Here is a 24579-nt window from a genome sequence, read left to right as displayed (position 1 = left end):
GTCAGATGCACTGTGAGGGACGTCAGTTGAGCATCTGGTGGAGTGCGGGGAAGACGATCAGGACGGTCATCAGCAGGGTCAGGGCGGCCCCCGGCGCGACCATCCGCTCGCTGTCGGCGTTGGCGCGGGCGAGGTCCTCGGCGAGCAGTTCGCCGCGCAGGCCCTTGGCGCGCGCCCGCAGGGTGTCGTACACGGCGGCGCCGTCGGTGCCGGACAGCCGCATGATGTCGGCCACGTCCTGCAGCGGGCTGAGCCCCAACTCCTCGGCCAGCGCGTCGAGTCCGGCCCAGGGCGGGAGCCGGTCGGTGGCGGCGCGGTCGAGGGCGTCGCGGATGCGGCGGAACACGGTGCCGCGCCCGACCGCGGCGGCGCGGCGCAGCGCCTCGGCGGGCCCGCAGTCGGCGGCCCGTTCCAGGGCGACGAGTTCCAGGTAGGCGGCGATGCCGTGCAGGTACTCGGTGCGCGCCTCCTTGGCCTCCCCGCGCACGATGGCGTCGGGGACGAACCAGAGCAGGCCGGCCAGCAGCGGCCCGGCCAGCAGCGGCAGGGCGAAGGGCAGGCCGACGTCCATCAGCGCGGCCATCGCGCCCAGGTAGGCGGGCAGCGCCAGGCCGATCACGGCGAACAGCAGCTTGTGCACCATGAACCGGGCCGGGGTGCGGCCGATCAGGGCGAGTTCGCGGTGCGGGACCGACACCCCGCGCAGGTGGACGGAGCGCTCGCCGATCCGGTCGTACCAGCGCGGCCGCTCGTCCGGGTCCGCGTCCCGCTCGGCGGGGGTGCGGTGCAGCCGGTCCAGGGCCTGGCGCAGGTCGGGCGGTGCGGGCCGCAGTTCGGCGATCAGCAGGGCGAGGCCGCCGGCGGCGACGGCCCCGGCCAGCACGGACCAGGGGGAGATCACCGGACCTCCCCGAGCTGCTCGACGGCGGCGTCCTCGCGCACCGGGGCGCGGCGCCCGCCCTTGCTGCGCCGGTCCGGCGTCAGCAGCCGGGGCACCGGCGGGTGCGAGGCGAGCGCGCGCATCCAGGCGATGATCGCGACGAACAGCGCGGCGACCACGGCGAGCACGATCTGGCCGAGCAGCGTCCCGTACGGGCGGGTGTACTCGGTGTTGAAGGAGCCGACCGTGACGACCAGCACGATGATGCCGACCAGCCAGCGGATGGTGGTGCGGTGCTTGGCCCGGTCGGCCTCGATGGCGCGGCGCTGGCGGACCTCCTCGCGCACCGAGTCGGCCATGTCGGACAGCGCCCGGGCCAGGCCGGGGCCGCTGTCGCCGGAGCGCAGCACGAGCGCGGCGAGCACCTTGTCGGCGGTGGCGTCGGCGAGGCCGTCGGCGAAGGCCTGCAGCGCCTCCTCGGGCCGCCAGCGGGCCTGTAGCCGGGCCGCCAGCTCGCCGATCTCCTCCTCCAGGGCGGCGGGGGCGGTGCGGCGGCTGGTGACGATGGCCTGGTTGAGGCCGACGCCGAGCAGCAGCACGTCGGCGATGCGCTGGGTCCACTCGGACAGCGCCTCCAGGCGTTCGATCCGGCGGGTGTCCGGGCGGGTGGTGTCGAACAGCCAGGGCAGGCCGAACACGGCCAGCGGCACCAGCAGCGCGGTCAGCGGGATGCCGGTGAACAGCCAGCCGAGCGGGGCGCCGATCAGCGCGAGCGGCAGCTGGATCCGGCGCAGCCGCACGACCCGGGCCGAGCCGGCGCCGGGCGCGCCGTACCAGAGGACGTGGGCGCGGCCGGCCGGCGGGCCCTCCCGCTGCGGCGTCTCCTCCTCGTCCGCCGGCTCGCTCCCGCGGGCCCAGGCCACCAGGGCGACCAGGCCGCCCGCGACCGCCAGCCCGCACAGGGCGAACAGCAGCATCATCGCGCGCCACCGCCGATCCGCAGCTGCAGCGGGGTGGCCCAGCCCCCGTACCGGGAGCCGAGCAGGGCGGCGTCGAAGCCGGCCCGGCGCAGGTCGTCCAGGCACTGCGGCGGGGTGTGCGGGACGGCCCGCGGCTCGCCGAGGTCGACCCGGGGGCCGAACACGGTGTTCAGCGCGGGCCGGCCGCTCTCGCCGAGGCCGGTGACCTCCAGGACGTGGGAGACGAAGCGGTGCCGGCGGCCGCCGACGGCGGTCTCGTCGACCATGGTGACGTGCACGATGAGGTCCAGGGCGTTGGCGGTGAGCCGGTAGGCGAGCGAGTCGGTCATGTGCGAGCCGTATTCCAGGCAGAGTTCGGCGATGCGGTCGACGACCATGTGCGGGCCGCGGGCGTGCAGGGTGCACATCGAACCGCCCTCACCGTTGGTCATGACCCGCAGCATCGGCACGACCTCGCCGGAGCGGACCTCGCCGACGATGATCCGGGACAGCGTCATCCGCAGCGCCGCCGGGATGAGGTCACCGATGCTCAACTCGCCCGCCAGGCGGCCCTCGACGCGCTCGCCGTTGCCCTCGCGGGCCTCCATCGGAACGACCTGGCGCAGGTGGCCGAGGGTGTGCAGCCACAGCTCGAACTCCGACTCCAGGGTGCCGATCCGCTCGTCCGGCGGGATCTCGGCGGCCATCGCCCGCAGCAGGCTGGTCTTGCCGACGCCCTGGGTGCCGGTGATCATCACGTTCTTCCGGGCCCGGATCGCGGCGGCCAGGAAGGCGGCCAAGGTGCTGTCCAGAGTGCCGAGTTCGACCATCTCCGGCAGCGTCGCCGAGGCCACCCGGTGGCGCCGGATCGCCACGTACGGGCGGGGCGTCACCTCGGTGAGCGCCTGCAGGCGCATGCCGCCCTCCAGGCGCAGCGCGAGGGTCGGGCTGGCGGTGGACAGGCTGCGCTCGCCGCCGCCGTGCTGGCGGGCCAGGTCCTGGAGCAGTTCGACGAGTTCGGCGTCGCTGTCGGCCACCGGCGGGACCTGGCGCAGGGGTTGGTGCACCCGGGAGACCCAGACGTCGTCGCAGCCGTTGATCAGGATGTTCTCGATCTCCGGGTCGTCCAGGTAGGGCTGGAGGCGCCCGGCCCGGAACAGCAGGTCGAAGACGGCCTCGGCGAGGGCGCGGTCCTGCTCCCGGGTGGGCGGGATGCCGTGGGTCTGCGCGTAGGCGTCGGACCAGCGGGCGACCGCCTCCTCGATCAGCGCCCGGCCGCGCTGGCGGCGGGTGGCGCGGTCCGGTTCGGCGCCCGAGGTGGCGGTCAACCGGGTGATCTGCTGGTGCAGTTCGGCCGCGACCTGGCGCTTCAGCTCGCGGGCCACCTGCGGGTCGACGGCCGGGCGGGTGGCGGCGCCGCGCAGGTCGAGCGAGGGCAGCTGGGAGGGCACGGCGGTGGGCGTGGCCGCGCCGCCCTGGTGGGCGTACGGCGGCGCGGGCTGCGGCCCGGGCTGCGGGGCGACCGGGCCCGGCTGGTAGGCCTGCGGCGGCGCGGCGGCGGGCGCTGGGCCCTGGATCGGGGCCTGGACCTGGGCTTGGGCTTGGGCTTGGGCCTGGACCTGGGCTTGGGCTTGGGCCTGGACGTGGGTGGCCCAGGGCAGCGCGGCCGGGTCGGCCGCGGGGTGCTGGTGCAGGGGGCTACCGCGCACGGAGCACCTCCCCGGGGTTGTACGGCTGCGGATCGTTCGACTGCACACCGTTCGGCTGCGCCTGGTCGGGCGTCACGGCGGGCTGCTGGAGCGGGTACCGGCCTTCGTCCTCGGGCTCCTGCCGGACGGAGGGGGGCCGCTGATCGGACGGGGCCTGCCGGCCGTACGGGGTGTACGCGACCTGCTGCCCGTACGGCGGCGGCTGCGGCGACTGGACGTGCGACGGGAACGGCGCCGGCGCGGCCGGCTGGGGGGCCAGCCCGGCCAGCGGTGCCACCGGGCCGGTGACGATCACCGGCGCGACCGGCTGCGGCGGGGTGTACGAGGGCTGCTCCCCCTCGGCGCTCCCCCACGCCGTCTCCGCGTACGCCGCCGTCTCCACGTACGCCGCCGGCGGCGCGGACGTTGCCGGCGGCGCGGACGTTGCCGGCGAGGGCACGTGCGGCGCCGGGACCGGGGTCGGGGTCAGGACCTGGGCCTGGGGCGGCACCGGGGCCTGGGCCTGGGCGGTGATCTGGGCCTGGGCCGGGATCGGCGCGGCCGTCGGCGCCAGCCGCTGGCGCCGCCGGCGGACCAGCAGCTGCACCTCGTCCGCCGCCGAACGCGCCGTCCGCATCAGCTCCGAGCGGATGAACCGCCGGTCGGTGATGTCACCGCCGTCCGAGAGCACCCGGGCGGTGCGGGTGGCGTGCGGCAGCAGCCCGAGCAGCGGCACGCCGAACTCGCGCGACACCTCCGCCCCCGAGTAGGGACCCTCGGCGACCAGCAGCAGCCCGAGCGCGTCCACCCCGGTGCCGGCCGTGGAGAGGTCCTCGGCGAGCGCGGACAGCCGGGGCCGGACCGAGCTCAGGCCGCGCAGCGTGGTGCGGACGGTCACCGCGACCACGTCCGCCCGGCGGGCCAGCACCGCGCTCACACCGGTGGCGCCGGAGCGGCCGAGGTCCACGATGACGTCGTAGCCCTGTGGTTCGAGGCCGTGCAGCAGGTCGGCGAGCGGCTCCCAGGTGTAGGCGAGGCCCGGGGCCTGGGTGGGGTCGGTCAGGCCGGGCAGCAGCAGCCGCTCGGCGGTGCCCTCGGGCGAGAGGTCGATCAGCTGCTCCCAGATGGTCTGGGCGAGCAGTCCGCGCCGGTCGGCGACGGCCAGGTTGCGCAGCCCGTACACCGCGTCGACCCGGCCTTCCAGGGCGCCCGCGAGCACCGCGCCGCCGTCCGGGTCGGCCTCCACCAGCAGGACGCGCCGTCCGGGCGACAGCGGCCAGGCCAGCAGCAGGGCCAGGGCCGTCGTGGTCGCGCCGGGCGCGCCCGGACCGCCGACCACCGCGATCACCGCCATCAGGCGCCACCCGCCCCGGTCGGGGGCACGGGGGCCGCGGGAGCCGTGCCCGCACCGGCGGGCGCCCCGGAGGCCGCACCGGTCGGCGGGGCCGTCGGCGCGGCGGTGCCACCGGTGCCGCCGACCGCGCCCGAGCCGCCCGTCCCGGCCGCACCGCCCGCCGCGGCGGCGCGCGGCGCCAGCAGGACCTGGATCCGCCCGCCGGCCACCCACTGCGCCAACCGGGGGCCGTCCGCCGCGCCGACGGCCACGTCGATCACCTGGCTGCCGTCGGTGTCCACCCGGCCGACCGTGATGACCGTCGCGGGCATCGAGTCGGCCTTGTTGTTGTCCGGGGTGTAGACCACGACGATCTGCAGCCCGGGCTGGAGCCGACCGGCGGGCAGCTGGGTGCGCTTGGCCGAGACGCCGACCACGATCTGGCCGGGCTGCACCAGAAGCGCCTGCGCGACGTCGGCCCGGGTGAGCATCGCGCCGCGTTTGAGATCGGTGGCGGCCCGCATGCCGACCGTCTTCTCCCGTTCCGTGGCCGCCAGCGGCCGCAGCGCCGGGTCGCCGGCGATCCGGGCCACCACCAGGTCGTCGTCGGTGATCACCTGACCCCACGGGACGTCCCGGGCCAGCGCCAGTACGGCGACCCGTTGGCCGGTGCTGTTGTAGAGCACCGCGCCGCCCAGGCCGCCGGCGGCGATCAGCGCGACCGCCATCGCCAGCACCGCCGGACGGCGCCGCCGGGCCCGCAGCGTCCGGCCGGGGGCGTGCGGGGCGGCGTGCCCCTTGCCCTTGCCCTTGCTCGGGCCGCCGCCGGGAGCCTGGCCCGGCCCCTGGCCCTGGTCCGGGACCGCCACGGACACCGCGGCCCCTGCGGGTGTGCCGGATCCCGGCGTCGCGAATGTACGGTTCTCCACCGGGTTCCGCCCTTCCCTCGTGCTCGTGCTCGTTCCGGGTCGTCAGTGCTGGGTCGTCAGTGCTGGGTCGTCGGTGCTGGGGTCGTCGATGGTGGGGTCGTCGATGGTGAGGTTGTCGGCGCTCGGATCGCCTCCTCCCGCAGGTCAGTTGAGGACCTGCACCTCGGCGACCTTGAGCGTGAACTTCGAGGACTGCGGCATCTTGACGTCGAAGGTCTTCGCGTTCGGCCCCGTGACCACGACCTGGCCCACCCAGTTCGCCGTCACCGTCCCGTCGAAGACGCCGCTCTTCTTGGTGCCCGAGCCGACGGCGAACTGGTAGCCGCAGTCCGGTGACGCGGCGGCGCCGTACGCGGGGTCGTACCGCGTCCCGGCCGTGTCACAGGTCACCGAGACGTCCTTGTCGAAGCTCCAGGTCACGCTCCTCAGCACGGGCGTGACGGTCACCGAGGCGCCCGGGACGGACAGCGTCTTGGGCGCGGGCGCCGCGACGCCGTCCAGCCAGAGCCAGACCGGCGCCTTCACCACCGCCGTGCCCTTGGGCGCGACGCCCGCCGCCGGCTTCGGGAAGCGCATCTCGTGGGCGAACCCGTAACCGACGTCCACCAGGTTCAGCGCCGGCGGCCCGGCCGGCGAGGTGGCCTCAAACACGATCTCGGCGCCGTCCTGCCCGCCTCCCGTCTGCGGGCAGACCTTCGAGTAGAGCGCGCCCTCGGACGGCTTGTGCCCCTGCCACTCCGGGGCGCCCTCGGCGGGCGGGTTGTCCAGGGGGCGGAAGTAGCACCCGACGCCGCTGTTGAACCAGCCGCGCTCCGGGTCGTGGCAGGGCCACTGCTGGTCGTGGTAGCTGCACAGCAGCGGGCCGTCAGCGGTGCTGCCACCGCCGCCACCGCCGGGCTGTGAAGGTCCGGGATTCGGTTTCGTGCCGCCGGAGTTGACCCCCGAACAGATCACGTCCGGATAACATTGTTCGGCGCCTCCGCTCGGCGGTTCGTCCGCCACCGCCGTCACCGCCGAGGCCACCAGCAACCCGGCGGACAACGGCGCGAGGATCGCGAATCGCCGGGCCGGTTTACGCGTGTTCAGCATGTCCGGTCCACCTCCCGCTTGAAGTCGTAGATCAGCCAACGTGCTTGGAACCAGCGCAGGGACGCGGTCGCGACGTAGCGGTTCAGTCGGGCGCCCGGATCCTTTGCCACCTGGGTGACGGCGTCGACGCGGTGCCAGCCCGATACGTCGACGCAGTCCTCGATCACCGCGGTCTGCGGATCGGCTTTCAGGTCGACGGCCTTGACCACCGCCGAATTGCGCGGCGTACCGGTCATCACCAGTTTGGCGTCACGCAGTTGGCCGAGACTGACGAGGGTGTCGGCAAGGGCCCGCCCGGAGGAGTACGTCTCCAGCGCGAATCCGTCCGAATCCGACCGCCCGAAGGCCTCGGTCTGAGCCTGCCACCAGTCCTGATACGTCTTCAGGGCCAGCCGACCCATGGCACCTTCCGGACCTTCGGTCGGCGCGATCGAATCGTTTACCGAACCACTCGAAGGAGTTACCGGAGCCACTCCCGCAACACTGGGCGCAGCCGTCCCGAGACGATCGACGGAACCATCGGCACCGCTGCTCGCGCAAGCGCCGAGGAGCAACACCAGAACCACCCCACCGACCCCAACCGCCCCAGGGCGCAACACATTTCCGCGCTGCCGCATCGCCCCACCTCGTCGCGACCGACCGATCCGTGATCCGTGGCCGCCGGAAGAATTCCGCCGTCCCGCCGGTGTTTCCGCTGGGGATCGATTCTTCGCCAACCCACCCCATCACGGCAACACCTCAGGCCCCCTGACCTTACGCGGAAGGCGGTTCCGTCGGGGCACTTTCCCGCCACAGAACGGCCAACAGTTCTTCGGAAAGCGACAATCCGGCCAATGCGCCCCGAACCGCGGCCCGATTGCGCATCAACAGGCGCCCACCCTGCGGCGGAACGAGCAGGCGCGCGCCCGGCGCACCCGAACTACCCGACCCATCGCCCCCGTCGAGCAGCGCGGCGACGGACGGCTGGAGATCCAGCGGGGCGACGGCGGCCGGAGCACCCGGGACGCCCTGCCGGAGCACAGCGGTGAGGGCGTGGCTGAACGAGCCCTCGCCACCCGGCAGTACGGCGTCCCGGCCGCGTCTGCCCGGGGTGTAGCGGCCGACCCGGCCCCACAGCGGGACGCGTGGGTAGGCCAGCAGTTCGCCCGCGCCGTCCTCGCCGCCACCGCGCTCCAGCGCCGCCCAGGTGTCCCGGTCGGCCACCGCGTCGACCAGCAGCAGCGCCTCCTCCTGATCGCCGTGCACCATCGCACTGACCACCCAGTCCCAGGCCAGGCCGCGCCGGTAGGCGTTGTCGGCGGTGCTGCCGCCGGTCACCAGGGCGAGCCGCCGTCCGCGCGGATCGACCGCCAACTGGCCGACCAGGCAGACCACCAGCCACCGGCCGGGGTGCTGGGCGGCGTCCCGGACGGCGGTGAGCATCGCGTTGGCGTCCGCGTCCGGCGCCACCTCGGTGACCCGGCAGCCCGCCGCGCCGACGTCGAAGCACATCCCGGGCAGCACCTGTGCGAGCAGCCGGGCGCCGTCCGGCGCCAGCGCCGAACCACCGAAGCCCCGATCGGGCCCGCCGTCCGCCCCGATCACCACCAGGTCGACCCCGCCCGCCATCCGCACGCCCCCTCCCTCGCCGGCCCCGGCGCACCCGGGGCCGCCCGCCGCGCCCACCGCTGCCGTGGTGCGCAGGGGCGCGTACCGTACCGCCGCCGGGCAGGCTACCGCTCCGGGCGGCCGCCGACGGGGCTCCCGACCCGTCCGCTCAGGGACCATGGGCCCTATCGACGCGCGCGCCGACCGGAGGACGATCGGACGCATGGAGCGTGAGGACCGTGTGGAGACCCTGAGCGAGGCCGAGTGCCTGCGGCTGCTCAGCACCGTGCCCGTCGGGCGCGTGGTGTACACCGAGCACGCGCTGCCGGCCGTACTACCGGTCTCGTTCGAGGTACTGGACGGGCGACTGGTACTCGCCGTGCGCCGGGGAAGTGCCACCGCGCGCGGGCTTGACGGCACGGTGGTGGCCTTCCAGGCGGACCTGCTGGACCCGGTCGCCCGGACCGGCTGGAGCGTGCTGGTGCACGGGCGGGCCGACGTGGTGCGCGAGCCCGAGCAGGTGCGGCGGGTGCTGCGGTCCGGTCTGCGGCCGTGGGTCGGGGACCCGGAGCCGATGTTCGTCTCGCTGGCGCCTGAGCTGGTCAGCGGCCGCCGGCTGTTCCCCGATCTCACACCCCGCGTCCGCACCCCCTGACAGATACCGGCGGGTAGGCATACGCTTCCGGCGTCCTGACCTCTCCCCCAGGAGCGCACCCGTGACGAGCTTCGCCTCCCTCGCCGATCTGACCGCCGCCGTCGGCACCGAACTGGGCACCAGCGAGTGGCACACCATCGAGCAGCGGCAGATCGACCTGTTCGCCGAGGCGACCGGCGACCACCAGTGGATCCACGTGGACCCGGAGCGGGCCAAGGAGAGCCGGTTCGGCTCGACCATCGCGCACGGCTACCTGACCCAGTCGATGATCCCGGTGCTGGCGAAGGAGTGCTACGGCGTCGAGGGCGTGCGGATGGCGCTGAACTACGGCTCGGAGAAGGTGCGCTTCCCGGCGCCGGTGCCGGTGGGGACGGCGATCCGCGCCACCGCCGAGCTGGTCTCGGCCACCGAGGTGCCGGGCGGGGTCCAGGCGGTGGTGCGGTTCACGATCACCAGTGCGGAGAGCGCCAAGCCGCACTGCGTCGCGGAGACGATCACCCGGTTCTACGCGTAGCGGCGCGGGTACGCCGGACGGGGCCCGGGCAGGGCGTGGGGCGGGCGCGGGTACGCCGATTGGCCCGCGCGGGGCCGCCCACCAGGTCCGGACGGCCCACGACGAGTAATCTCCGACGAGATGGTTGTCGTATCACAGCGGCCTCACCGGCCACCGGGATACGCCCCCGGCACGCCCGGTAGCCGTGACCGTCCTTGGAGGAGCCGTGCCCCGCCCCGCCCCCTGGTTCTCCCGCCTCGCCGGTCTGTCCTCGCAGTTGGCCCCGCCGACCACCGATTCGGCCACCCGCCCGGCCGCGGACCCCACCGGGCGGGGCCTGGCCCGACTGCCCCGCGCGGCCTGGCACCGGGTCCGGACCGAGGCCTTCGGGGCCGAGCCCCGGGGGGAGCGACTGGCCCGGATCCGCCGCTCACCGCAGTTCGCCGCCGGCGCCTTCCGCAACCCGCTGCCCACCCGGCGCCTGGTCTACGAACGCAGCCCGCTGGAGATCACCCGCGCCCAGCTGACCGGGGACAAGACCCGCCGGGCGCCGACCGCCGCCGTGCCGGTGCACCGCCTGCTCCCGGTCGACCTCGCGGCCCCACCGGACTCCGGGCTGCGGCTGACCTGGCTCGGCCACGCCACCGTGCTCGCCGAGATCGGCGGGCGGCGGGTGCTGCTCGACCCGGTGTGGGGGGAGCGCTGTTCACCGTTCGCCTGGACCGGCCCCAAGCGGCTGCACCCGGTGCCGCTGCCGCTGTCCGAACTCGGGCCGGTGGACGTGGTGGTGGTCTCGCACGACCACTACGACCATCTCGACATGGCCACCATCCGCGAACTGATCGGGACGGACGCGGTGTTCGCCGTCCCGCTCGGGGTCGGCGCGCACCTGGAGCACTGGGGAGTGCCCGCGCGGCGGATCGTCGAACTGGACTGGTGGGAGTCGGCCGAGGTCGCCGGGCTCACCCTGACCGCCACCCCGGCCCGGCACTACTGCAGCCGCGGCCCGCGCACCAGCTCGCTGTTCCTCTGGGCGTCCTGGGTGGTGGCCGGCGGCGGGCACCGGCTCTTCCACAGCGGGGACACCGGCTACTTCCCCGGCTTCGCCGAGATCGGCCGCCGGCTCGGGCCGTTCGACGCGACGATGATGCAGGTCGGCGCGTACAGCGACTTCTGGCCCGAGGTGCACATGACGCCCGAGGAGGGCGTCCGGGCGCACCTGGACCTGGGCGGCGACCTGCTGCTACCGATCCACTGGTGCACCTTCAACCTGGCGCCGCACCCGTGGGAGGAGCCCGCCGAACGCGTGGTCACGGCCGCCCAGGCGCTCGGCGCCCGGTTAGTGGTGCCCCGGCCCGGCAAGCCCTTCGAACCGGCCGACCCGCCCGCGCTGCGGCTGTGGTGGCGCGCGGTCGCGGCCACGCCGCGCGGCATCGAACCGCTGGTCCACGAGCGGGGCGCGGCGCCCGTCCGTGAACGGGTGACGGACTTCAGCGAACAGATTTCAAAATCTGTTCGCTGAAATCTGTTATCTGTTTTCTGTCATCTGTTCGCTGTCATCTGTTCGCTGTCACCTGTTCGCCGCTACCCGTTCGCTGCCATCTGCTCGCCGCGCCCCGGCCGCCGCCGGCGGCGGATCAGCGCCCAGGCCCCCTTCTGCACCAGCAACGTCAGCACCCCGGCCAGCACGATCCCCGCCAGGTTCAGCTGCAACTGCACGCTGGAGCCCCAGAACCGCGGCTGAGGTCGAGACCTCGGCCCCAGCCGAGGCCTCAGCCCGCCAGGACGTCCCGCAGCGCGCGGGCCTCCTTGACCACGCGGCTCGATCCGCCCTGCGCCGCCGTCGCCGTCACCTCGGCCACCGGCCCCCGGGCGCCGGTGCGCCGGGCGCAGTCCGCCGCGAGGGCGAGCAGGTCGCCGAGGCCCCGGGCGGACTTCCCCGCGCCGCCCAGCAGGGCCGGCAGCGCGGGCCCGAGCACCGACCACACCGTGCCGTAGGCGCCCGTCCCGGCGGCCAGCGTGAGCGCCGCCCCGAGCCGGGTGGACTTCACCGCGCCGCAGTCGACGAGCGCGCCGAGTTCGCGGCCGAGCTGCCCGCCGTCCAGGTCGCCGCGCGCCGCGAGCACCAGCAGGGCGTCGACGGCGGCCGTCCGGTCCTCGGTGTACCGGGCGCCCAGGCCGTAGGCCAGCGCCAGGTGCACGGCGAGCCCGGCCGGGCCGCCGGCCTCGGCGAGGGCGGGCAGCAGCCCGCCCCTGTGGTGTTCGTCCCGGTCGGCGCCGGCGGCGAAGTGGTCGAGCCAGCGGGCGGCCAGCTCCTCCCGGTGCCAGGGGAGCATCGCGGCCCAGTGCACGGTGGGCCGCCAGGTCCACTCACCCACCTTGCGGGCCCGGGCCACGCTCGGCTCGGTGCCCTCCAGCAGCGCCCGGAACTCGGGGGCGAGCCGCTCGCCGTCCGGGCCCTTCGGGCCGGCCCCGATGCCGGGCTGGGCGACGGCCACCCGCCGGACGTCCTCCCACCAGCGGTCCTCGTAGTGGTGGCCGTGCCGCGAGCCCCGGCCCGGGGCGAAGAGCACCCGCTCGGACGGCTGGCCGGGCAGGCCGCCGGTGCGCAGCCAGTGGGCGGCCCACCGCCCGGACGGCGAGGTGAGCGCCTCGGCCGCGCGCAGCACCTCGGCGTCCGCGTGGGGGCCGACCCGCAGCAGGGCCGCGCACAGGTCGGCCCGGCCGGGGGTGACGCCCGCCGCCTGGTAGCCGGCGAGGCGTTCGACCAGCGCGCCCGGGTCGAGCGCGCCGGTGGTGTCGGTCGGGGTGGCCAGCAGGTAGGGCGGCGGCTGGGCGACCACCTGCCGGGCGGCCTCCTCCATCCGGGCGGCGAGGACGTTGCCCTGCACGGTGTTGATCTGACCGCGCAGCGGGGAGCGGCCCTTGCCGCCGAGGAAGTCCCAGATCCGGTGCCGCGACGTCTCGCCCGCCACCGCGGCGGCGACGTAGAGGACGTCCCGGGGCGCGCAGTCGTGCCAACGGCCGACGCCGTCCCACGGGTGGACCCGCCGGACCGGCTCCAGCGCCTCGGCGAGCGCTGTCCGGTCCTGGTGGGCCTGGCGGACCAGGCCGTCCAGCACGCGTTCGAAGACCGCCATCTCGGGCTCGTCGGCGGCGAGCAGGGCGGACAGCTCCTGCGCCAGTTCGGCCGCCGAGGCGATCGGCGGGCCGAGCGGGAGCGGTTGGGGCGCGGGCGGGAGGAGTTCGTTCCACCCGGTGTCCGGGTCGTCGTCCTCGCCGCCGCCGACCGGTGCGCCGAACAGTTCGCCGGCGCGCGGGTGGTGGGCCGGGTCCAGTGCCTCGGCGGCGAGCCGCAGTTCGGGCAGTACCGCCTCCCCGGCCGCGCGGAGGTGGCGGGCCACCACGTTCAGCGCCCGCTCCTGGACGCCCCGGTCCGGGTGCCCGAACGCCTCGGCGGCCGCGAGCACCACCGGCCCGGACCGCCCGGGCGCGCGCCGGGCCGCCCGCTCCAGCCAGCCCAGTTGGGCGCGGACGAGCTTCTTCTCGGCCCGGAACAGCACCACCGCCGACGCCTCGGTCAGCACCTCGGGCTCGATCAGCCCGGCCTCGTCCAGTCCGGCGAGCACCCCCTGGGCGTGCCCGGCGACCACCGACAGCCCGTCCAGCAGCGGCAGCACGTCGCGCACCCGGGCGGCGTACTCCTGCGGCGTCGGGGCGAGGGCCTGCAGCACGTCCAGGAAGAACCGCTGGTCGGCCGGCTTGCCGCCGCGCAGCAGCCGGGCCAGGCAGCGGTCGATCAGGTCGGCCCGGTCGAGGTCGCCGGCCGCGGCGAGTTCGGCGATGGCCTCCGTCCAGGCGTCCCCGGGGCGGGGGGTGAACCGCCAGGACAACGCCCCGCCGACGTCGGCGAGTTCGAACACCCGGGGCAGCAGCACCGGGGTGAAGTCGTCGGCCCGCAACTGCTCGGCCAGCGTGGGCCGCGGGCCGCTGCCCAGGCGCATGCGGTCCGTCCACTCGCGGACGAAGGGATCGGTCTGCGGCACCGCGCAGCCGGTGCGGCGCACCACGTCCTCGATCACCGGGTACAGCGACCAGCCCCAGCGCGGCCCCGGCCGGGCGGCGAGCCGGGTGGCCACCTCGACCTGCCATTCCTCCGGCTGCGCCGCGACGAGTTGGCGCAGCGCGGGGTGGCGGGCCCATTCGCGCGAGGTGAAGTCGCGGGCGCCGAGCCAGGTGGCGGCGGCGGCCGGGCCGGTGTGGCAGCCCGCACCGGCCAGCATCAGGGCACCCTTGACGGCCGTCGCCTGCTTCGACCACTCGTCGCGCACGTCCTTGCGCAACGCCTTCAGCGCAGGCAGGCAGCCGCGGCGCTGCGCCTGGTCCAACGCGGCCACCAGCGCCGGTATCTGCGGCATCCGACCGCCCCGGGCGGCGGCCAGCAGTTCCTCGACCGCGGTCGAGGCCGGGCCGGCTCCCGGTGCGTCCGACGCCGCTGCCCGCGTGTCCGATGCCGTCTCCGCCACCTGTGCCACCTGTGCCACCCCGCTCACGCCTGGACCCCCTTCGCCACCGTCTGACCGTGCGCCCCGCTCCGGCCCTGCCCGCTGGCCTGCCCCTGCTCCCCAGCCCGCCCCTGCTCGTCGGCCGCCCGCCGGGCCGCGTCCCGCACCATCCCGACCGCCAGCGCGTGCTTGCACGGCCCGCGCCCGCCGCGGTACTTGGCCCACCAGAGGCAGGTGCAGCCGAGGCGCCCCGCCTCGTCCGTCCGCACCCGCTGGATGTGGTCGTCCACCGTGACGACGGCCGTCGTACCGCCCGGCTCCAGCCGTACCGCGCCCGCCGCGACCAGCGCCTGGGCGGCCCGCAGCCGCGGGTTGGCGGCCTCGGCCCGGTCGGCGTCGTACGGGAGCTGCCGGTGGAAGTAGGCGGCCTCGGCGGTGTCGTAGCCGATCTGCCCGGCGGTGCCGAGCCGGGTGAGCGCGGCGCGGACCCGCTCGGGGCTCAGCCCGGACTGCTCGGCGAGGTCGGCGACCTCGATCCGCGGCTCCCAGGCCAGCAGCACCGCGACGAGTTCGGCGTCCTGCTCGGCGGCGCCGGTGGCGAGCGCGCCGAGCACCCCGCCCTCGCCGGAGAAGCCGCGGGAGACGTCCGGCGAGAGCGTCAGGGTGAGCCGCATGCCGGGCAGCACCACCTCCCAGGCCGAGGCCGCCGGGCCGGCGGCGACCGGGCCGTACACCCGCAGGGCGAGTGCGTGCCGCAGCACCCGCTGGAGCGCCACCAGCCGCTCGGGCCCGGGCAGGCAGACCGCGCCGGGCACCGGCCGGGTGGTGGGCCGCAGCGTGCGCCCGGCCGGGACGACCCAGCCCACGCTGCGGCCGCCGCGCGGCAGCGAGCGCAGGAAGCGGACCGCCTCGGCGGCGGGCAGTTCGGCGCGCAGGTCGAAGCCTGCGGCGACCACCTGGGTCTCGGCGAAGCCGCGCAGCCAGCGCTGTGGCAGCGGGACCTTCTTCTCGACCAGCGGCCCGTCGAAGCTGGTGACCTCCAGCGCGTCCGGCCCGACCGCGAGGTGCAGCGGGTCGGCCGGGCCGATCCTGGTCAGGGCCTCGCGCAGCGGGTTGTTGACGTCGACGTTGGTGGTGCCGTGGCCGATGTCGTCACCGTCGAGGCCCGCCTGGAGCACGTCGAGGCGGGCGTAGACGCCGCAGCAGCCGGAGAAGGACTCGAAGCGCAGCCGGTCCCCGTTGGCGGTGACCACCGGGTCGAGCGAGGCGCGCAGCTGCGGCTGGTAGTACCGGGCGGCGGCGACGTCCGCCACGGCGAGCAGCGCGGCGGCGGCCGGCGCCGGGTCGGCCAGGAAGCCCGCGAAGAAGCGCGGATTGGCCACCGCGCCGACCGGGGTGGCGCCGCCGGAGGTGGCCAGGTCGAGGTGCCGGCCGTCGGCGCCGTCGAGGACGGCGGACGGGCGCAGATAGGCGTACGCGTGTGCGGATTGCGTCATGCCGAACACGCTAGGTGAGGGCACTGACAATCCGTCGGCCCGCCGTCGCACTGGAACAGGTTCTACCCGACTGTCGAGCCCCTGAGCGTTACCCAGGTCACACCGCGGCGCGGGCGCCTTCTGCCACTATGGGCCCGTGACCGACCTGACCGAACAGGAAATCCGGGCCGCCCGCCCGACCGGCTCGTTCGCCGGACTGCTGGAGATCGAGCGACTGGACGAGAACACGTTCCGGGGCCGCTGCCACGCCGGCGCCCCGATGCGCGCCTTCGGCGGGCAGGTCGCCGCGCAGGCGCTCACCGCCGCCGGTCGCACCTGCGACGACCGGCGCGCGGTGCACTCGCTGCACGGCTACTTCCTGCTGCCCGGCGACCCGACCCAGCCGATCCGGTACGAGGTCGAGCGGGTCCGCGAGGGCGTCTCGTACACCACCCGCCGGGTGACGGCGCTGCAGGACCAGAACGCGATCTTCACCCTCTCCGCCTCCTTCAAGCGTGCCGAGCCCGCCCCCGACCGCCATCGCGAGATGCCGCCGCTGCCCGGCCCGGAGAGCCTGCCGGACGCCTTCTCGCGCTGGGATCCGGCCCTGCGCGCGGCGATCACCGGCACCGGCGGCTTCCGTGACCTCGAACTGCGCTTCGTCCCGCCGGACGCGCCGGGCGTGCCGCCGTCCGTGCCGGGGATGCCGCAGCAGTTCGTCTGGCTGCGCATCGCCTCCCCGCTGCCCGAGGACGACCCGCTGCTGCACGTCTGCGCGCTCACCTACCTGTCCGACCTCACCCTGGCCTCCACCGCCGGGCTGCACGAGCAGCCGAACTTCTTCCAGCGCACCGAGCCGCCCCGGCTGCTGATCGCCTCGCTGGACCACGCGATGTGGTTCCACCGCCCGTTCCGGGCCGACGAGTGGCTGCTGTTCGCCCAGCGCAGCCCGTCCTCCTCGGACGGCCGCGGGCTGGCGCTCGGCGAGTTCTACGACCGCGACGGGCAGCTGGTCGCCTCCGCCGTACAGGAGGCACTGATCCGCCGGCTGCGCTGAGGCGGCCCGCCCGGCGCGGGCCCGGACGGGGCGAGCCCGAGCGGACCCGAGCGGACCCGGACGGCCCGGTGACCGCCCGACGAACGCAAGGGGGCCGGTCGGCGTCATACTCCTGAGCGGCCCCGGCCCGTATCATGGTGCGGGTGACCAAGGTTGACCTGTCACCACGGCCGGTGGAGGCGATGTCTCCGCGTCAGCTAGAACGCCGCGGAAGCCTGATCGCGGCCGCGCTCGCCCTGGTGAACGAGATCGGCGTCGAACGGCTGCAGATGAAGCAGGTCTGCGAGCGGTCCGGAGTCGCCCTGGGGACGGCGTACCGCTACTTCTCGTCGAAGGACCACCTCCTGGCGGCGGCGATCGCCGAGTGGCACCGTCTGCTGCTGGCCGACCTGGTGGCGGAGCTGCGCGGCCCGCGGGCCGGGCTGGGGGCCACCGACCGGGCGGTCCGGTTCGTCCGCGGCGGGATGCGGGCCTACCAGCGCCAGCCCGAGCTGGCCCGGCTGCGGGTGGCCGTCGCCGCCTCCACCGATCCGTTCGCCAGCGAGGCCCTGCAGGGCATGGCCCGGGCCGACAGCACCGCCCTCCAGGCGGTGACGGCCGAGGTGCCGGCCGCCGCCAGCGACCTGGTGCGGCACATCGTCGCCCACGCCTGGCAGGGCGAGCTGACCGCCTGGGTGACGGGCCGCACCACCCTCGGCGACGCCCGGCGGCGGCTGGAGGACGTGGTGCGGCTGGTGCTGAACCCGTACGAGACGCCGTACCCGGCCCCGTACGAGGTCCAGCCCGCCGCCCACCGGCCCTGAAGGCCCCGGGGACTGAAGGCCCCGGGCCCTGAAGGTCTCAGGCCCCGAGGGCTCGGGGCCCCGAGTCCTGGGCCACCGTCACCGGGTGGACCACCACGGCGCCGAAGAGGTAGCCCTCGCGGTTGAACACCGCCCGCGTGGGCTGGGTCGTGCCCTGACGGTCGGTCGCGCGGGCGCGCAGCTCGTACGGGCCGGACCGCTCGGGGCGCCAGTCGATGCTCCAGCGCGTCCAGCCGTGGGCGCGCGGCTCGTCCCGCAGGTCGGCACGGCGCCAGCTGCGGCCGCCGTCGGTGCTCACCTCGACCCCGCGCACCGCAGCCGCGCCGGACCACGACCGCCCGTGCAGCCGGTGGCCGCGGCCGGCCTCCAGCACCGCGCCGGAGGCCAGTTCGAAGGCGCTCTTGACCACCTGGGTGGTGAGCGGCGCGCTGCCGCCGTCCGGGTAGTCGGGGCCCCAGAACCGGTAGAAGTCGGTGTTCCACGGCGAGTACAGCGGATGGTCGGCCACCTCGATCGTGCCGACCCACTTGATCGAGGCGATGCCCACCCAGCCGGGCACCACCAGGCGCACCGGCGCGCCGTGGTCGGGCGTCAGCGGCTCGTCGTTCATCTCGTACGCGAGCAGCACGTCGTCCAGCGCCTTGGCGACCGGCAGCGGCCGGCGGACCGGGCCGTAGTCGGTGCCGCCCACGACGTAGTGCGGGTCGAGGCCGGTCGGCAGCACGTCCACCGCGCCCCGGGTCAGCCCGGCGGCGCGCAGCACGTCGGCCAGCCGCACGCCCCGCCAGCTCGCCGAGCCGACGCCGCCGAGCGTCCAGGGCGTGCCGGGAACGCTCTGCTGTTGCTGGCTCCGGTAGTAGCTCCGGGCGTTGCCGGCGCACTCGATCAGCGCGCTGATCCGGGTGGACGGCAGCCTCCGCAGGGCGTCCAGGTCGAACTCGACCGGCCGCTCGGCCACCGGGGCACCGCGCAGGCCGCTGCCGAACAGCTTCAGCCGCCAGGTGTCGGGGTCGATCACCGGGGTGCTGGTGTGGTTGCGGACGAAGAACCGTTCCACCGGGACGTGGCGACCGACGGCGGCCTCGCCGTCGGCGTCGCGCAGCGCGTCCCAGCGCATCTCGGCGTTGGTGCCGCGCGGAACGAACCACTCGGCGGGCAACGGTTTGACGATTCCGGGCACGGGCTTGGGCACCTCCTCGGCGGCCGCCCGGGCCGGGGCGAGCACCGGGACGGCCAGGGTGGGCGTGGCGAGCACCCCGGCGGCGGAGAGCATCCGCAGCAACGTCCGGCGATCCACTCCGTCGGCACGGGCCTCGCTGGCCAGCCACTGACGGCGGCGCAGCCGGTCGTAGCCGGCCTCGTCGAGCGGCACGGGAGCCTCATCGATCGGCGCGGCGGGGGTGTGGACCTCGGCGGCCATGGCGGCACTCCTTCACTGTCAGGGTAGGCGGTTCGCGGTGCGCGCGGCTACGGCCGCGGACGGGGCGCCGACCGGACGGCGCGCCCGGCCCACCACGACCTTCCCGGTACGCACCGGACTTGACCTTCTCACCGGTGTGAACTCCTACCGTTCCCGTTGTCGGAGAAGCCGCAGCCCACTCAGGAGCGCCCATGCCCCCCGCCCCGCTCGCCCGGATCGCCCCGCTCGCCCGGATCGTCCAGGGCTCCGGCCCCGGCCTGCTGCTCGCGCACGGCGCCGGCGGCAGCGCCCGGGACAACTGGGGCCCGCTGCTGCCGGACCTCGCAGCCCACCGCACCGTCGTCGCCCCCGACTACCCCGGCTCCGGCGACAGCCCGTACGAGCCGGGCGAGCCCACCCTGGACGAGCTGGCCGACCGCCTGGTCGCCACCGCCATCGAGGAGGGCCTGGACTCCTTCGACCTGGCCGGCTACTCGCTGGGCGCCGCCGTCGCCGTCCGGGCCGCGACCCGCCACCCCGGCCGGGTCCGCTCACTGCTCCTGCTCGCGGGCGTCGCCGGCGGCTCGGCGCGGCTGCGGCTGCTCGCCGACCTCGCGATCGACCTGGCCGAGCGGCCGGCCGACCTCGCCCGGCTGATGCTCACCGTCGTCTTCGGCGAGACCTGGGTGGACGCCCTCCCCGAGGACCGGCGCGAGGAGCTGCGGGAGGCGCTCAAGTCCCCGGTCCCGGACGGCTTCCGCCAGCAGTTCCGGCTCGCCGGCCGGGCCGACGTACGCGCCGAGCTCGCCGCGATCGGCGTCCCGACGCTGGTCGTCAGCACCGCCGAGGACATGCTCGTCCCGCCGTCCCAGCACCGCGCCCTGGCCGAGGGCATCCCCGGCGCCCGCTGGGTCGAACTCGCCGGCGGGCACCTGCCGGTGGTCGAACTGCTGCCCCAACTGCGCGAGGTGGTCCTGGAGTTCGTGAAGAGCTGAGCGCCGCCCGGACGCACCCGCCCCAGGGACACCCCCGGACGCCCGGGAACACCCCGGCACGGTCGGGCGTTCGCCCGGTCATGCGCATCGGAGAACTCGCCCGCCTGACCGGGGTGTCCACCCGCCTGCTCCGCTACTACGAGGAGCAGGGCCTGATCAGGCCCGCCCGCAGCGCGGCCGGCTACCGCGAGTACGCCGAGTCGGACACCGTCCGGGTCCGCCAGATCCGCAGCCTGCTCGCGGCCGGCCTGACCACCCGGGTCATCGCCGAGATCCTCCCCTGCGCCACCGGCCCCGTCCCGGTCCTGGAGGCCTGCCCGGTGCTGCTCGCCACCCTGCGCGGCGAACTCGCCGACCTGGACGCCCGGATCGACGACCTCACCCGCAGCCGCCGGGCTCTCTCCCACTACCTCGCCACCGCGCACGCCCCGGCCCACGAGCGCGCGGCCTGACAGGACGTAGGTCCCCACCCGCCGCCTCCCCGGCGCGCCCTCCCGCCCCTCGCGGCGCGAACTGGACATAGTGCGACATGCAGCTTTGATCCGAGCATGTCGCCGATGCCCAGGTCCGCCCCCCGAGGTAGGAGAGGTCCACCCGATGAGCAGCCAGCCGCCGAAGTCCGACCAACGCGGGAGGGAGCCCGACGAACCCGCCGCGACCCTGCCCGCCGACCGGGCGGTGTTCGGGATCAGCGCCGTCCTGGTGCTGGCCGTGGTCGCCTGGGGCGTCTTCGCCGAGGACTCGCTCGGCCGGACCTCCAGCACCGCGCTCGGCTGGGTCCTGCACAACTTCGGCTGGCTGTTCGTGGTGGCCGCCGACGTCTTCCTCGTCCTCACCGTGCTGCTCGCCTTCAGCCGCTTCGGCCGCATCCGGCTCGGGCGCGACGACGACGAACCCGAGTTCTCCACCCTCGCCTGGGTCGCCATGATGTTCAGCGCCGGCATGGGCATCGGCCTGATGTTCTACGGCGTCGGCGAGCCGCTCCAGCTCTTCGCCACCCCGCAGCCCGGCTCCGGGCTGGAACCGCAGAGCGCGGCCGCCGCCCAGCAGGCCCTGGAGTTCTCGCTGTTCCACTGGACCCTGCACCCCTGGGCGATCTACGCGGTCGGCGGCCTCGCCCTCGCCTACACCACCTTCCGCAAGGGCCGCGGCAACCGCGTCTCCGCCGCCTTCGTCCCCCTCATCGGCCAGCGCGGCGCCGACGGCTGGGCCGGGCGGGCGATCGACCTGCTGGCCGTCTTCGCCACCGTCTTCGGCTCCGCCACCAGCCTCGGCCTCGGCGCGCTCCAAGTCGCCGACGGCCTCGGATACATCACCTCCGTGCGCAACACCCAGAACGCCCAGCTGGTCATCATCGGCTCGCTGACCGCCGCCTTCGTGCTCTCCGCCTTCTCCGGCGTCCACAAGGGCGTCAAGTGGCTCTCCACCGCGAACGTCGTCCTGGCCTCGCTGATCATGCTCTTCGTCTTCGTCTTCGGCCCGACGGTGTTCGCGCTGGACTCGATCCCCTCCACCGTCGGCGGCTACCTCTCCGACCTGCTCGGCATGTCCACCCAGACCGGGGCCTTCACCGACGAGAGCTGGCTCGGCTCCTGGACGATCTTCTACTGGGCCTGGTGGCTCTCCTGGGCGCCCTTCGTCGGCACCTTCATCGCGCGCATCTCCCGCGGCCGCACCGTCCGGCAGTTCCTGATCGGCGTGCTGCTGGTGCCCAGCGGGGCGACCGTGATCTGGTTCTGCGTGATGGGCGGCACCGCGATCCGGCTGGTCAGCACCGGTGCGGCCGACCTGGTCTCGACCATCCCGAAGGGCGCGGAGGCCTCCCTGTTCGAGATGCTGCGCTCGCTGCCGCTCGGTACCGTCACCAGCGTGGTCGCCGTCCTGCTGGTGATGACCTTCTTCATCACCAGCGCCGACTCCGCCTCGCTCGTCCTCGGCTCGCTCTCCAGCCGCGGCTCACTGCACCCGAGTACCTGGCTCGTGGTGGTCTGGGGCGTGCTGATGGGCGGGGTCGCGGCCGCCCTGCTGCTGGCCGGCGGGCTCACCGCGCTGCAGAACGCGACGATCCTGGTGGCGCTGCCGTTCGTGGTCGTGATGCTGCTGCTGTGCGTGTCCCTGGTGAAGGAGCTCCGCGAGGACCCGGCCGCCGGCCCCTCCCGTTTCCACCCCGCGCACGGCCTGCGCGACGCCGTCCGGGTCGCCGTCGGCGAAGCCCTCGCCGAACGCGGACGACCGCGCTGACCAGCGCGTACGCCCCACCCGCGGGAGTGGGGCGTACGCGGCCAACCGACGCCCAACACCCGTCCGGACTTCACCCGCGCGTACCGACCGTTCACACCGCCCTGGAACCCTCCCTGTCATGAACGCCAGCCCTCAGGCGCCCTACCAGGAACCGCGCTTCCCGCTCCCCCAGCGCCACCGCCGCCTTCTCGCCAGCACCGCCGTCCTCGCCTCCGTCGCCCTCGGCGCGCTCGGGGTCGGCGCCACCGTCGAAACCGTCCAGCACGGCACCCTCGCCACCGCCACGGCCACCGCGAGAAAGTGACCGGCAGGCCCCCCGACCGACCCCTTCAGCACCGCCGTCCGCACCCGGACGCGGTGCTTTCGGCTTTCACGGGGGACGCCGCTCAGGCGCGCCGTTGCTCCCGGGCGCCGGCCGGGCGGGGGACCGCCGGGGCAGGGCGGGAATGGCGGCCGGTGCCGGGAGCGGGCCGCAGGTCGGGCGCGGGGGCGTAACGGGCGGCGGGCGGGCGCAGCAGCCAGCCCGGGGGGCGGGTGCCGCGGGGGGTGGGGGTGATCAGGCCGAGGCGGTGGAGCAGGTCGAGGGCGTCCCGGCGCAGCGCGGTACGGTCGGCGAGGTAGTCGCGGTGCCAGCCGGCCGGGAGGCCGTACTCGTCGGCGATGTCGCCGAGAACGCCGTCTATCAGCGCGTCGGGGATCGGGACGTCGCAGCCGGTGGTGGTCTCGCCGGGCAGCGGACGGACCTCCTCGACCAGCCGTTCGAGCAGCAGCAGGGTGGCCTGGGGCAGGGTGCCGGCGCCGGGGAGGGCGAGGTCGGTGAGTTCGTCGGCCGGGTCGAGCAGGGCGACGCCCTCGGCCCGCAGCTCGGTCTCCAGACCGAGGAAGTCGGCGAGCGCGGCCGGGCCGCTCAGCCGGTGCTCGTGCAGCCAGGCGCGCCGGTCCTCGGGGAGGTCGGCGGCGAGGACGGCGGGGGTCTCGGCGAGCAGACGGCGCACGGCGGTGGCGGGTTCGGCGTCGGCGGCGCGGTGGATGAGGTCGGCGGCGTCGGCGGCGAGGGCGGGCGGGCCGGCCGGGACGGCGCGGGCGAGTTCGCGGTCGACGGTCAGCACGGCGGTCCGCACCGCCGGATCGGCCGGGTCGGCCGGGTCGACCAGGTCGGCGGGCTCGGCCCGGTCGGTCGGCAGGCCGCCGAGGATCTGCCAGTCGGCGAGCGCGGCGAGGGCCATCGCGCGGTCGGCCGGGCCGGCGGCGAGCCCGGGCGCGGCGACGCGCATGGCGTCGAGCAGCCGCCCGTACGGGAGTTGCTCGGGTGCGTCGACGAGCAGGGCCAGGGCGAGGGCGAGTTGGGCGTAGCCGGCGGGGGTGAACGGGGCACCGGTGGCGGGGTGTTCGAGGCGGCGGGCGGCGCCGGGGCCGAGGCCGGCCTTGCAGAGCCGGGCATGCCAGGGGCCGACGACGAGCCGGTAGCCGAGCAGGGTGTCGAAGCGTTCGACGAGCCAGTCGCGGTGACGGCGGATCAGCGGGAAGCCGTCGGCGTGCGGGCCGGAGGCGGTGACCAGCGGATGCGCCAGCAGCAGCCGGGCGGCTATGCGGCGTTCGGCGGCGGGCAGGCCCGGGACCTCGGGGACGTCGGGGACGTCGGGGACCTCGGGGACGTCGGGGAGCTCGGCAACGGGGAGGCCGGGCCCGGCCACCGGGGCGGGGGGCGTCGGCAGGTCCCGGCCGGAACGATCCTGCGCGCCCGGCACCGGGCGGGTGCGCTCGGGCTTGCGGTGCCTGCCGGGCCTGCCCGGCTTGGCGCCTGACCGCACGACGGGCAGCGCGGAGGCGTCCCGCCGGGCCCGGCGCAGGCCGCCGGCGGTGCGGGCCTCGCGGGAGCGCTGGGCGGCGGTGGCGTGCGCGGTCGGGCCGTGCCACCAGCTGACGTCGGCGTCGCAGGCGGCGTCGGACGCGGCCTCGGCGGGGGCGCCGAGGTGGCGGGCCGGGTAGAGGCCGAAGGCGGCGGTGCACAGGTCGTCGGCGGTGCCGGGGGTGGCGGCGGCGAACCAGTGGGCGAGCCGCAGCAGGCCGGGGTCAGGCGAGAGCACGGGGTCGGTCGAGAGCACGGGGTCGGAGGCGGGTTCAGGGGCCTGCGCGGCATCAGCACGGGGGCCGGACACGGCTTCGGGCGCGGCCTCAGCTGCGGGTTCGCGTACGGCGAGGACGGCGTCGGTGGTCCCTCGCCCCGTCCCGCCCGTGCGCCCGTCCGGCCTTCCGGCGGCCACCCGGGTGGCGCCGACCGCGTACTCCTGCTGCTCCATGTCGGGGACCAGACTAGACGGTGACCGGGTCACCCGGTGGCAGCAACCGGCCTCGCGCCGAAGTGGCCGACCGCCCTCCGCTACGCCGCCGGCCCGGCCGGGCTCGCCGCCACCGCGTCATCCACCGGGCACCGCCGGGGTTACGCACCGGTAACCCGCTCTTCCGTCGTACGGGCGGGTCGCTTAGGGTC

The 24579-nt window shown here is 75.5% G+C and carries 22 protein-coding genes; 9 read left to right on the top strand and 13 right to left on the bottom strand.

Annotated features, from left to right (window positions below; genetic code table 11):
* Positions 1-22: 22 nt before the first annotated feature.
* The 8 genes from ACIOJE_RS10295 to ACIOJE_RS10260 form a co-directional block, all read right to left on the bottom strand.
* Entirely contained in the window at positions 23-901 is an 879-nt protein-coding gene (locus ACIOJE_RS10295; protein ID WP_280679505.1) for a hypothetical protein, read from the bottom strand.
* Positions 898-1860: a type II secretion system F family protein gene (locus ACIOJE_RS10290; protein WP_280679503.1), complete on the bottom strand. Its 963-nt coding sequence runs from the start codon at positions 1858-1860 to the stop codon at positions 898-900. The genes ACIOJE_RS10295 and ACIOJE_RS10290 overlap by 4 nt, the downstream gene beginning before the upstream one ends.
* The gene (locus ACIOJE_RS10285; protein ID WP_400774911.1) at positions 1857-3548 is read right to left on the bottom strand and encodes a CpaF family protein; all 1692 of its coding nucleotides are present in this window, start codon (positions 3546-3548) and stop codon (positions 1857-1859) included. Before ACIOJE_RS10285 ends, ACIOJE_RS10290 begins: the two co-directional genes overlap by 4 nt.
* Positions 3538-4881 carry a hypothetical protein gene (locus ACIOJE_RS10280; RefSeq protein ID WP_400774908.1) on the bottom strand — a complete coding sequence of 448 codons (1344 nt, stop codon included), beginning with the start codon at positions 4879-4881 and terminating at the stop codon, positions 3538-3540. The genes ACIOJE_RS10285 and ACIOJE_RS10280 overlap by 11 nt, the downstream gene beginning before the upstream one ends.
* Positions 4881-5735, bottom strand: a complete 855-nt coding sequence (locus tag ACIOJE_RS10275; protein ID WP_400774906.1) for an SAF domain-containing protein — start codon at positions 5733-5735, stop codon at positions 4881-4883. Before ACIOJE_RS10275 ends, ACIOJE_RS10280 begins: the two co-directional genes overlap by 1 nt.
* 198 nt (positions 5736-5933) lie before the next feature.
* Positions 5934-6878, bottom strand: coding sequence for a hypothetical protein (locus ACIOJE_RS10270; RefSeq protein ID WP_400774903.1), 945 nt, complete (start codon positions 6876-6878; stop codon positions 5934-5936).
* Positions 6872-7279 (bottom strand): hypothetical protein, encoded by a 408-nt coding sequence (locus ACIOJE_RS10265; RefSeq protein ID WP_400774901.1) that lies wholly within the window; start codon positions 7277-7279, stop codon positions 6872-6874. Before ACIOJE_RS10265 ends, ACIOJE_RS10270 begins: the two co-directional genes overlap by 7 nt.
* Before the next feature lie 352 nt (positions 7280-7631).
* On the bottom strand, positions 7632-8486 hold the full coding sequence (locus ACIOJE_RS10260; protein WP_400774898.1) for a hypothetical protein: 855 nt from the start codon (positions 8484-8486) through the stop codon (positions 7632-7634).
* Between the two features lie 202 nt (positions 8487-8688).
* Here ACIOJE_RS10260 and ACIOJE_RS10255 point away from each other — a divergent pair, with 202 nt between their 5' ends.
* The 3 genes from ACIOJE_RS10255 to ACIOJE_RS10245 all read left to right on the top strand — a co-directional run bounded on the left by ACIOJE_RS10255 (position 8689) and on the right by ACIOJE_RS10245 (position 11135).
* On the top strand, positions 8689-9120 hold the full coding sequence (locus tag ACIOJE_RS10255; RefSeq protein ID WP_400774896.1) for a pyridoxamine 5'-phosphate oxidase family protein: 432 nt from the start codon (positions 8689-8691) through the stop codon (positions 9118-9120).
* A 61-nt stretch (positions 9121-9181) separates the two neighbouring features.
* The gene (locus ACIOJE_RS10250) at positions 9182-9634 is read left to right on the top strand and encodes a MaoC family dehydratase (RefSeq protein WP_280679487.1); all 453 of its coding nucleotides are present in this window, start codon (positions 9182-9184) and stop codon (positions 9632-9634) included.
* A 316-nt stretch (positions 9635-9950) separates the two neighbouring features.
* Positions 9951-11135: an MBL fold metallo-hydrolase gene (locus ACIOJE_RS10245; RefSeq protein ID WP_400775126.1), complete on the top strand. Its 1185-nt coding sequence runs from the start codon at positions 9951-9953 to the stop codon at positions 11133-11135.
* Between the two features lie 62 nt (positions 11136-11197).
* On the opposite strand, the gene ACIOJE_RS10240 is transcribed toward ACIOJE_RS10245, so the two are convergent.
* From ACIOJE_RS10240 to ACIOJE_RS10230, 3 genes are read right to left on the bottom strand one after another with little or no spacing between them, the layout of a single operon-like run.
* A complete protein-coding gene (locus ACIOJE_RS10240) occupies positions 11198-11332 on the bottom strand; it encodes a hypothetical protein (RefSeq protein ID WP_400774894.1) in 135 nt (44 codons plus the stop codon).
* A 53-nt stretch (positions 11333-11385) separates the two neighbouring features.
* Positions 11386-14139, bottom strand: a complete 2754-nt coding sequence (locus ACIOJE_RS10235; RefSeq protein ID WP_400774892.1) for a DUF6493 family protein — start codon at positions 14137-14139, stop codon at positions 11386-11388.
* A gap of 23 nt (positions 14140-14162) precedes the next feature.
* Positions 14163-15614 carry an SWIM zinc finger family protein gene (locus ACIOJE_RS10230; RefSeq protein ID WP_280679483.1) on the bottom strand — a complete coding sequence of 484 codons (1452 nt, stop codon included), beginning with the start codon at positions 15612-15614 and terminating at the stop codon, positions 14163-14165.
* 136 nt (positions 15615-15750) lie between these two features.
* On the opposite strand from ACIOJE_RS10230, the gene ACIOJE_RS10225 reads away from it, so the two are divergent.
* Both ACIOJE_RS10225 and ACIOJE_RS10220 read left to right on the top strand, forming a co-directional pair.
* Entirely contained in the window at positions 15751-16650 is a 900-nt protein-coding gene (locus ACIOJE_RS10225; RefSeq protein ID WP_280679481.1) for an acyl-CoA thioesterase II, read from the top strand.
* A gap of 143 nt (positions 16651-16793) precedes the next feature.
* Positions 16794-17453, top strand: coding sequence for a TetR/AcrR family transcriptional regulator (locus ACIOJE_RS10220; protein ID WP_280679479.1), 660 nt, complete (start codon positions 16794-16796; stop codon positions 17451-17453).
* A gap of 37 nt (positions 17454-17490) precedes the next feature.
* On the opposite strand, the gene ACIOJE_RS10215 is transcribed toward ACIOJE_RS10220, so the two are convergent.
* Positions 17491-18873: a sulfite oxidase gene (locus ACIOJE_RS10215; protein ID WP_400774888.1), complete on the bottom strand. Its 1383-nt coding sequence runs from the start codon at positions 18871-18873 to the stop codon at positions 17491-17493.
* A gap of 191 nt (positions 18874-19064) precedes the next feature.
* On the opposite strand from ACIOJE_RS10215, the gene ACIOJE_RS10210 reads away from it, so the two are divergent.
* From ACIOJE_RS10210 to ACIOJE_RS10195, 4 genes are all read left to right on the top strand, one after another.
* Entirely contained in the window at positions 19065-19847 is a 783-nt protein-coding gene (locus ACIOJE_RS10210; protein WP_400774885.1) for an alpha/beta fold hydrolase, read from the top strand.
* A gap of 80 nt (positions 19848-19927) precedes the next feature.
* Positions 19928-20299 carry a MerR family transcriptional regulator gene (locus tag ACIOJE_RS10205; protein ID WP_280679473.1) on the top strand — a complete coding sequence of 124 codons (372 nt, stop codon included), beginning with the start codon at positions 19928-19930 and terminating at the stop codon, positions 20297-20299.
* Between the two features lie 145 nt (positions 20300-20444).
* Positions 20445-22088, top strand: coding sequence for a BCCT family transporter (locus ACIOJE_RS10200; protein WP_280679471.1), 1644 nt, complete (start codon positions 20445-20447; stop codon positions 22086-22088).
* 118 nt (positions 22089-22206) lie between these two features.
* Positions 22207-22392, top strand: a complete 186-nt coding sequence (locus tag ACIOJE_RS10195; RefSeq protein WP_280679469.1) for a hypothetical protein — start codon at positions 22207-22209, stop codon at positions 22390-22392.
* A gap of 82 nt (positions 22393-22474) precedes the next feature.
* Here ACIOJE_RS10195 and ACIOJE_RS10190 read toward each other — a convergent pair whose 3' ends face one another.
* Positions 22475-24388, bottom strand: coding sequence for a DUF2398 family protein (locus ACIOJE_RS10190; RefSeq protein WP_400774882.1), 1914 nt, complete (start codon positions 24386-24388; stop codon positions 22475-22477).
* Positions 24389-24579: the final 191 nt, after the last annotated feature.

Source organism: Kitasatospora sp. NPDC087861, assembly GCF_044742585.1.
GTDB lineage: Bacteria > Actinomycetota > Actinomycetes > Streptomycetales > Streptomycetaceae > Kitasatospora.
Note: the sequence above shows the minus strand (reverse complement) of the source record. Positions and strands in the feature narration are given on the sequence as shown.

Excerpts from the sequence above, each read along its gene's own strand:
- ACIOJE_RS10290 (WP_280679503.1), bottom strand. The coding sequence starts at position 1,860 with ATGATGCTGCTGTTCGCCCTGTGCGGGCTGGCGGTCGCGGGCGGCCTG.
- ACIOJE_RS10280 (WP_400774908.1), bottom strand. The coding sequence starts at position 4,881 with ATGGCGGTGATCGCGGTGGTCGGCGGTCCGGGCGCGCCCGGCGCGACC.
- ACIOJE_RS10270 (WP_400774903.1), bottom strand. The coding sequence starts at position 6,878 with ATGCTGAACACGCGTAAACCGGCCCGGCGATTCGCGATCCTCGCGCCG.
- ACIOJE_RS10265 (WP_400774901.1), bottom strand. The coding sequence starts at position 7,279 with ATGGGTCGGCTGGCCCTGAAGACGTATCAGGACTGGTGGCAGGCTCAG.
- ACIOJE_RS10260 (WP_400774898.1), bottom strand. The coding sequence starts at position 8,486 with ATGGCGGGCGGGGTCGACCTGGTGGTGATCGGGGCGGACGGCGGGCCC.
- ACIOJE_RS10255 (WP_400774896.1), top strand. The coding sequence starts at position 8,689 with ATGGAGCGTGAGGACCGTGTGGAGACCCTGAGCGAGGCCGAGTGCCTG.
- ACIOJE_RS10230 (WP_280679483.1), bottom strand. The coding sequence starts at position 15,614 with ATGACGCAATCCGCACACGCGTACGCCTATCTGCGCCCGTCCGCCGTC.
- ACIOJE_RS10215 (WP_400774888.1), bottom strand. The coding sequence starts at position 18,873 with ATGGCCGCCGAGGTCCACACCCCCGCCGCGCCGATCGATGAGGCTCCC.
- ACIOJE_RS10210 (WP_400774885.1), top strand. The coding sequence starts at position 19,065 with ATGCCCCCCGCCCCGCTCGCCCGGATCGCCCCGCTCGCCCGGATCGTC.
- ACIOJE_RS10205 (WP_280679473.1), top strand. The coding sequence starts at position 19,928 with ATGCGCATCGGAGAACTCGCCCGCCTGACCGGGGTGTCCACCCGCCTG.
- ACIOJE_RS10200 (WP_280679471.1), top strand. The coding sequence starts at position 20,445 with ATGAGCAGCCAGCCGCCGAAGTCCGACCAACGCGGGAGGGAGCCCGAC.
- ACIOJE_RS10195 (WP_280679469.1), top strand. The coding sequence starts at position 22,207 with ATGAACGCCAGCCCTCAGGCGCCCTACCAGGAACCGCGCTTCCCGCTC.
- ACIOJE_RS10190 (WP_400774882.1), bottom strand. The coding sequence starts at position 24,388 with ATGGAGCAGCAGGAGTACGCGGTCGGCGCCACCCGGGTGGCCGCCGGA.